The organism is Acinetobacter sp. YH12227, assembly GCF_013417785.1.
GTDB lineage: Bacteria > Pseudomonadota > Gammaproteobacteria > Pseudomonadales > Moraxellaceae > Acinetobacter > Acinetobacter gandensis.
This window is the reverse complement of the sequence record NZ_VPDH01000165.1, coordinates 1-1,688: the sequence shown is the minus strand read 5'-3', so window position 1 is coordinate 1,688 and position 1,688 is coordinate 1. Positions and strand designations below refer to the sequence as shown.

Sequence of the window (1,688 nt, the reverse complement as noted above, 5' to 3'; positions counted from 1 at the left end):
AAAATCATTTGAATGATTTCTTCTTGGTCTACGTGCCATAAAATACTCCTTATATCGATGTTTATAACATTATTTGGGGAGCAAAATATCACTTATAGGTGTTGTTCAAATTTCCTGATCCACCTCTAATCAACGCTCCACAGAGTGTTGGAGCCCTGCTGAAATTCAGAAGTTTATTCTAAAATGTTTGAATGATCGTAATGTCAATTTATGCGTTCGCTATTGGAAAGATGCCACTGGCAATATTTATATTATCGATGGTGGGCACAGGATTTCAATCATTTATGCTTGGATCAAAAGATACTTTATTGATGAGCAAGTAGCAGGAGCCCCAAAATTCACGGCACCACAAAAACGAGATATTCGTCAGATTCGTAATCGATTAGGTGGATTAGCTGATTTTCAAGAGTTATGTAGCGATTCTGAGTATCAGCAAAAATTAAAATCAACCAAAATTAATTTTATTGAAGTCATTGGGACACCTGAGGAAGCTCGAAAAGCCTTTTGTTCAATCAATTCGGATACGAAGCGATTAGATCCAGATGAAGAATATCATTTACAAAATAGGGGGAGTGATGCTTTTTATGTGATTTATGCATGTTGTTATATAAACGATAATAAATCCAACTTGGCTGAACTGAATTACGATCGGATAAATGAAGTGATTACTTTGGGTGAGCAAATTCATGATCATCTTTTTAAGATAATACTTTTACAGCCGGATTTAACACACGGTAAAAAAATCGGCTTGGTCAATGAACTCCTGAATATCATGTTTGGTGATACTAGTCAGAATACTGTGAGTATAGACCAAGGTCAGCGTGTAGAAAATTTAATGCTAAAACTTAGAGTTGTGCTGTGTCGTATCGCTACACCAGCAATTAGTATTCGGATTCCAAGTCTGGGCTTACACCCAAAACTATATTTTTATAAAGATAATCGTTTTCAAGTGACATCCTTTTTGGCCTGGTTCTCTATCGTCTGTGAAATTCAAGAAGACTGTTTTGAAATACAGAATAAAAAGATAGATTTTATTGGATTTACTCGAGCACGCCGTGGTGTTGAAAGTTTAATTGAAAAAATTCCTGTGGCGATCAAAGAAACTGTCGGTAAGTTTGGTAGCGGGATCAGATCACATGAGCGATTGAAAAACGTCTATCAAGCATTTATCTGTATTGGACTCAATATGGATTTAGATTTCGAAGATGAAGTTTGTTTGAACACCGTCATTCTTTCGATGAGTCAATCATTTGATTATATTAATTTTAATGATTTTTACCTTGACCGTTTTGGTGGTGATTATGATGAGACCATTGTGGATGATGTTGTGAGCTTTGTGAAATCAGTAAGACTAACAAAGAAGAAAAAACCTCTAAATTTTTCACTCGCGACCAAAAGAAATCTTTATCAACGTGAGGAAAGGAAAACATGGAGCTATTGCGAAGTATGTGATAGCGCTCTATACCTTGAATCGACTGAAGTGGATCATCGAGAATCGAAAGCAGAAGGTGGTTACGGTGTTTTAGAAAATGGAGCAATTATTCATCCGATATGTAATCGTTTTGGTGGTGTTTCAAAAAGTATGCTGAAAAAAAGCAGGTTGAATTTTGATAAAATAGAGAAATGCAAATAACTCTAGAAATCAAATGTCCAACCTGCCTCAGTGACAGTATAAAGAAAAATGGCAT

At 35.5% G+C, this 1,688-nt stretch carries 1 pseudogene; it reads left to right on the top strand.

What is annotated here, in order from left to right:
- Window positions 1–127: 127 nt before the first annotated feature.
- A pseudogene (locus tag FTV09_RS17670) lies at window positions 128–1,633 on the top strand (HNH endonuclease); the annotation flags it as partial.
- Window positions 1,634–1,688 lie beyond the last annotated feature (55 nt).